Below are 5,617 nucleotides of genomic sequence, written 5' to 3'. Positions count from 1 at the left end.
CAGGGTCTCGCCCGAGGGCGGTTCGGCGTCCCCGCTCGCCCGGCCGGCCGCGACGGTGCGCAGTTCGAGCCCCGGCCTGCCGCCGGCCGTTCTGCCGTACGAGCGGCCGAGACCGGCCACGACCGGCGCCAGCGAGGGGAACGCGTCCAGGTCGAGCCGGGCCCCGTCGCGGTCCGTCGCCCGCACCGGCGCGGCGCCCGTCTCGTGCACCGTGAGCCGCTCGCCCGGGCCGAGCCGCGGATGCAGCACCGAAGGGGCCCAGTGCACGACCGGCTTGCCGTCGCCGGTCCGGCGCACCACGGTCAGTGTGTCCCGGTAGCGGATCGGCGCCCGCGCCCCGTCGTAGCGGAGTTCCGCCCGCACCGTGTACGGGACGCGCGTGCCCCGTGCGTCACCGGGCGCGATCGCCACGGGGGAGAGGCGGGCCCGGTCGAGGTAGTCGTGGAGTGCGGACTCGGCGGCCTTCGCGTCGTCCGTGCCGGACGCGGCGCGCTCCGTGTCGCCGTCGGACCAGGCGTCGAGGAACTCCCCGGCCGCCGAGCGGACCTCCCCGGCGGACAGCGGCCCGGTGCGCGGTGCCTGCGTGCCGTCGGCGACCGCGGCCCAGCCGGCCACGCCCGCACCGGCCAGTGCGAGGGCCGCCGCCCCCGCGAGCCATGTCTTCCTGCGCCTGGTGTGCCGTTCGCCGCTCACGGGTCCTCCGACCTTGTCGTTCCACGACCCCGGGTCCTCACGGTAGGCAGGACCCGGGGCCGTGTCCCTGTCGGACTGCGCCGTTCAGGTCGGCGTCCGGAGCGCTCGCGGCGAGGGGCGCGGACGGTCAGCGCAGGCCGAGGGCGTCCATCGTGAGGTCGGCCATCGCGGACTCGCCCAGCGCGTTGGGGTGCACGGGGACGAAGTTCGTGCCGAACAGCGCGGGCTCGACCCAGCGCGTGCCGACGGGCCGGCACGCGTCGTGGCCCTCGGAGGCCGCCGCCAGGTCGACGTAGGTGGACCCCGTCTCGTCGGCGGCCCGGCGCACGGCGTCGTTGAGGTGCGTCTGGATGTCCCGTACGTAGGGGACGTCACCCGAGGCGAGCGGCATCTTCACGAAGCAGCCGGGCTCGGCCTTCGCCGGCATGATCCACGGGTAGCCGAGGACGGCCACCCGGGCGTTCGGCGCCTTGTCGTGCACCGCCCGGAGCGCGGCCTTCACCGCCGGGTAGGTCTTGGTGTCGACGTCCTTGGCGAACTTGTCGCCGTACTTGTCGTGGCAGGGGTCTCCCTGACCGGCCGACAGGACCCCGGCCGCGGCGCACGACAGGATCGTGTCGATGAACGTGTTGTTGTCGTTGCCGCCGATGGTGAGCGTCACGAGCTCGGTCCCGGTCGACAGCGCGTCGAGCTGCGGCGCGACCCCCGGGTACTGGGAGCCGGTGAAGTCCTTGGTCTGGGCTCCGCCGCAGGTCACGTCCTTGAGGTCGGCGCCGGTGCGCTGCGCGATCACGTGCGGGTAGTTCGCGGTGGACCGGGCGCACAGCAGGGAGGCCGACGGGTCCAGGGGGAGGACCCCGGACGCGGCGCTGTAGCTGTCGCCGAGGGCGACGTAGGGAAGGGGCTGCGGGGCCGCCTGGGCCGGCCCGGTCAGGGTGACGAGGGCGGCGCCGGCCGTGGCCGCGACGGCCAGGGCACGACTGTTCCACGCGCGGATCGCCATCTGGAACTCCTTCGAAACCGGCTCGGCTCATGGCCAAGTTCCGTATGAGAACAGGGGACTTCAGCGCGCTGACAGTTGAAGAAGCTACCGACGGGTTCGAATTTGCGTCAATAGGCGTGCACGGCGTGGCGTGCCCAGCTCACACGAACGGGCGGGGCCGAAGCGGCCCCGCCCGTTCCTGCTGCCGTGAGTGACTCAGCGCACGTGCTCACCCGGCGCCGGCCGTGCGAAGTCGAGGACGTCCTCGGCCGTGCGCTCGGTCTCCTGGGCCGCCGAACGGACGTCGGCGAGCACGTCGCCCTGCTCGTCCACGAGCTGGTCGTAGATGGGCGCCGGGGCGCTGGACGGTGCGGGCACGGTGGGACTCCTGGTCGTGAGGTTCTGCGGTCCCCGGGACGGGGGACAAAGGGGGACCTTACGTGGGTGCCGTGACCGGCGCGCGGGCGGGGTCCGCCCCCGGCCGGTCCGCGGGGCCCGCGTGCGAGACTCGGGCCCATGCCGATCAGGGACGCGCACGCGGGCGACTGGGAACGGATCTGGCCCTTCTGGCGGCAGATCGTGGCGGCGGGCGAGACGTACGCCTGGGACCGGGACACCGGCGAGGCGGCGGCCCGGGAGCTGTGGACCGGACCCGGCCGACGGGTCTTCGTGACGGAGGACGGCGACGGAACCGTCGTGGCCTCCGCCTCCCTCAAGGCCAACTACGGCGGCCCGGCCGCCGATGTGGCCAACGCCGCATTCATGGTGGATCCGGCGCACGGCGGCCACGGTCACGGCAGGGCGCTCGCCGAACACGTGCTGGCCGCGGCGAGAGCGGACGGATTCCGGGCGATGGTCTTCAACGCCGTCGTCGAGACCAATCCCGCGCTGCGGCTGTGGACCTCGCTCGGCTTCACCGTGGTCGGCACCGTCCCCGACGCGTTCGACCATCCGCGGCACGGCCGGGTCGGCCTGCACGTGATGCACCGCACCCTGTGACAGGTGCCCGTCGGGTGGGTCTCAGTGCCCGGCGAGCAGTTTCACGGCGACGACGCCCGCGCCGATCACCGCGTTGAGCGCGCCCGTGACCAGGGCGCCCAGCGGCCCGGCGCCCATGCGCACGCCACCCGCGCAGCCCCAGGCGGCGAGCGTCGCCACCTCGCTGCCCACCGCGATCCACAGGGCCGTCGACAGATGCATCACGCCCGTCGCGGACAGCCCGACCAGCAGGAGCGGGCCCACGGCGCTCGTCAGCAGGGGGCTGGAGACGAACAGGGTGTGCCGGACCTCCGTGAGCCGGGGCATCCGGCCGTGCGCCACCGGATGGGCCTGCAGATCGGCGACGAGGGTCGCGAGCCACAGGCCGAGTGCGGTGACGGCGACCGAGACGGACGCTCCGAGGTGGGACGCGTGCCCGTTCTGGGCGAGGCCCACGAGGACGGCCAGCAGGGTCAGCGAGGCATAGATGCGCTCCTTGAGCCGCTCGCGCAGTGCGTCGGCCCGGCCCGGTTCCGCCACGGTGCCCGCGGCCTCTGGCGTCGTCCCCTCGCTCATGCCCGCAATCTAGGGCGGCTCGTCGCGCCTGCAAGTTACCCTTCCGTCAATCGTCGGCACCCTGGCCGCCGCGTTCGCTCCGCCTCGCGGGCGCTTTAAAGGTCACCTTGACGCGAAACACGTTCCCTATTTAGAGTCGTGATGACTCAAATGAAGGGGGCTTCGTCATGGCCGACATCACCAGGCGCTTCGGCTGGCGCCATCTGCGGGGCACGCCGACCGCACACGTGCGGCACCACCGGGCGGGCCGGCTCGCGCACGAAGGGGCGGGGGCGAGCTTCTGGTTCCGGCCGCTGGTCGCCGCGCTGTCCGAGGTGCCGGTCGACGACCGGGAGCTGGCGATGACGTTCCACGGGCGCACCGCCGACTTCCAGGACGTCGCCGTGCAGGCGACGCTCACCTACCGGATCGCCGACCCGGCCGTCGCCGCCGAGCACCTGGACTTCTCCGTCGACCCCGACACCGGGGTGTGGCGTGGTGCGCCCCTCGAGCAGCTGGCCACGCTGCTCACCGAGACCGCCCAGCAGCACGCCCTCGACGTCCTCGCCGGCACCCCGCTGGAGTCGGCGATGGCCGACGGCGTCACCGCCGTGCGGGAGCGGGTCGCCGCCGGGCTGGCCGGGGAGCCGCGTCTGCCCGCGACCGGCATCCAGGTCGTCGCCGTCCGTGTCATGGCGCTGCGGCCCGAGCCGGAGGTCGAGCGGGCCCTGCGCACCCCGGCCCGGGAGCGGATCCAGCAGGAGGCGGACCGTGCCACCTACGAGCGGCGCGCGGTCGCCGTCGAGCGCGAGCGGACCATCGCCGAGAACGAACTGGCGAGCAGGATCGAACTGGCCCGCAGAGAGGAGCAGTTGGTCGAGCAGCGGGGCACCAACGCCCGGCGTGAGGCCGAGGAGCAGGCGGCCGCCGACGCGGTCCGCGCCACGGCCGAGGCCGAGCGCTCCGTCCGTCTCGCCCGCGCCGAGGCCGAGGGCGCCCGCGAGATCGGCGAGGCCCGCGCCCAGGCGCAGGCGGCGTGGTTGCGCGTCCACGCGGACACCGACGCGGCGACCCTGCACGCCCTCACCGGGGCGCGCCTCGCGGAGAACCTGCCGCGCATCGACAGCGTGACGGTGTCCCCGGACGTCCTCACCGGGCTGCTCGCCAAGCTCGGCGGCGAGCGCGCGACGGACGGTCCGGCGTGAGCCTCGCGCCGCGGGCCGTCCTGGTCCACCGCACCACGGAGTACGAGGAACTGATCGCCCACCACGGCACGCACGGTCAGGCCGCGTTCTTCCTCGGTAGCCGTGGACGCGGCATCGAGGAGATCGCCGAGCGGCACGACCGCGCCCACCGGGCGCTGGCCGAGGTGGCCGCGGCCGTGCCGCTGACCTGGCGTCAGGCCCGGGTGGAGCGGGCCGATCTGGACCGCTTCCTGTTCGGCCCGGAGGACGTCGTCGTGGTCGTGGGGCAGGACGGCCTCGTGGCCAACGCCGCGAAGTACGTCGGCGCACGGCCCGTGATCGGCGTCGACACCGATCCGGGCCGCAACCCCGGGGTGCTGGTCCGTCACCGGCCCGCCGACGCGGGCCGTCTGCTGCCCGCCGCGCTCGCCGCCGGCACGGGCGTGGACGAGCTGACCATGGTCGAGGCCGTCACGGACGACGGCCAGCGGCTGGTCGCGCTCAACGAGATCTACCTCGGCGCCGCCGGTCACCGCACCGCCCGCTACCGCCTGGGCCTCGAGGACGACGGGGGTGTCGTCGAGGCCCAGGCCTCCTCCGGGGTGCTGGTCGGCACGGGGACCGGCGCGACGGGCTGGATCCGCTCGGTGTGGCAGGAGCGCGGCGGCGGTCCGGCCCTGCCGGCACCCACCGACGACCGGCTCCTCTGGTACGTCCGGGAGGCCTGGCCGTCGCCGGTCACCGGCACGTCCCTGAGCGGGGGCGAACTGCGCGGCGCGGCCCGGCTGAGCCTGACCGTCGAGTCCGAGCGGCTCATCGCGTTCGGCGACGGCGTGGAGAGCGACGCGCTCGGCCTGACCTGGGGGCAGACGGTACGGGTCGGCAGCAGCGCCGATCGGCTGCGCCTGTTGGGCTGATCCGTAGCCGATGTAGCTGACATAGTCGCCGTAACTGACGTAGCCCCCATAAGAGGGGAGCGCGGCGAGCAGGGTGCGGAAGGAGGGTCCGGCCGCCGTGGAGGCGCACGGCGGCCGGACCCCGTCTCGGGGGCGTCGCTCACAGCGCGGTGAGCCGCACCGGTTCCGTGTCGGCCGAGCTGTGCCGCGCCGCCCAGTTCTCCAGCGCCGTGCGGCAGGCGTGGTCGAGGTGGTGCAGCTCCGACAGGTCGAGCTCGACGGGGCGGTCCTGCGGCAGCGCCTCCAGGGTGTCGAGGATCGCGGGCAGT

7 protein-coding genes and 1 pseudogene are annotated in these 5,617 nt (G+C 74.3%); 3 read left to right on the top strand and 5 right to left on the bottom strand.

Annotated elements, in window-relative coordinates; genetic code table 11:
- The 3 genes from GTW43_RS29285 to GTW43_RS37720 all read right to left on the bottom strand — a co-directional run.
- On the bottom strand, positions 1 to 693 hold a 693-nt coding region (locus GTW43_RS29285), incomplete at its 3' end, for an NTF2-like N-terminal transpeptidase domain-containing protein (RefSeq protein ID WP_343246149.1).
- A gap of 127 nt (positions 694 to 820) precedes the next feature.
- Positions 821 to 1,696, bottom strand: a complete 876-nt coding sequence (locus GTW43_RS29280) for an SGNH/GDSL hydrolase family protein (RefSeq protein ID WP_161305008.1) — start codon at positions 1,694 to 1,696, stop codon at positions 821 to 823.
- Between the two features lie 195 nt (positions 1,697 to 1,891).
- Positions 1,892 to 2,053: a hypothetical protein gene (locus GTW43_RS37720; protein ID WP_202502096.1), complete on the bottom strand. Its 162-nt coding sequence runs from the start codon at positions 2,051 to 2,053 to the stop codon at positions 1,892 to 1,894.
- Between the two features lie 138 nt (positions 2,054 to 2,191).
- Between GTW43_RS37720 and GTW43_RS29275 the strand changes: the two genes are divergently transcribed.
- Entirely contained in the window at positions 2,192 to 2,674 is a 483-nt protein-coding gene (locus tag GTW43_RS29275) for a GNAT family N-acetyltransferase (RefSeq protein WP_161305007.1), read from the top strand.
- A gap of 21 nt (positions 2,675 to 2,695) precedes the next feature.
- Here GTW43_RS29275 and GTW43_RS29270 read toward each other — a convergent pair whose 3' ends face one another.
- Complete coding sequence (locus GTW43_RS29270) at positions 2,696 to 3,229, bottom strand: hypothetical protein (protein ID WP_161305006.1); 534 nt, start codon at positions 3,227 to 3,229, stop codon at positions 2,696 to 2,698.
- 167 nt (positions 3,230 to 3,396) lie between these two features.
- Here GTW43_RS29270 and GTW43_RS29265 point away from each other — a divergent pair, with 167 nt between their 5' ends.
- Positions 3,397 to 4,413, top strand: a complete 1,017-nt coding sequence (locus GTW43_RS29265; protein ID WP_161305005.1) for an SPFH domain-containing protein — start codon at positions 3,397 to 3,399, stop codon at positions 4,411 to 4,413.
- Positions 4,410 to 5,309 (top strand): NAD(+)/NADH kinase, encoded by a 900-nt coding sequence (locus tag GTW43_RS29260; RefSeq protein ID WP_161305004.1) that lies wholly within the window; start codon positions 4,410 to 4,412, stop codon positions 5,307 to 5,309. Before GTW43_RS29265 ends, GTW43_RS29260 begins: the two co-directional genes overlap by 4 nt.
- Positions 5,310 to 5,448: 139 nt before the next feature.
- Here GTW43_RS29260 and GTW43_RS29255 read toward each other — a convergent pair.
- Positions 5,449 to 5,617: pseudogene (locus GTW43_RS29255) on the bottom strand (SulP family inorganic anion transporter); the annotation flags it as partial.

The organism is Streptomyces sp. SID5785 (genome assembly GCF_009870065.1).
Lineage (GTDB): Bacteria > Actinomycetota > Actinomycetes > Streptomycetales > Streptomycetaceae > Streptomyces.
Note: the sequence above shows the minus strand (reverse complement) of the source record. Positions and strands in the feature narration are given on the sequence as shown.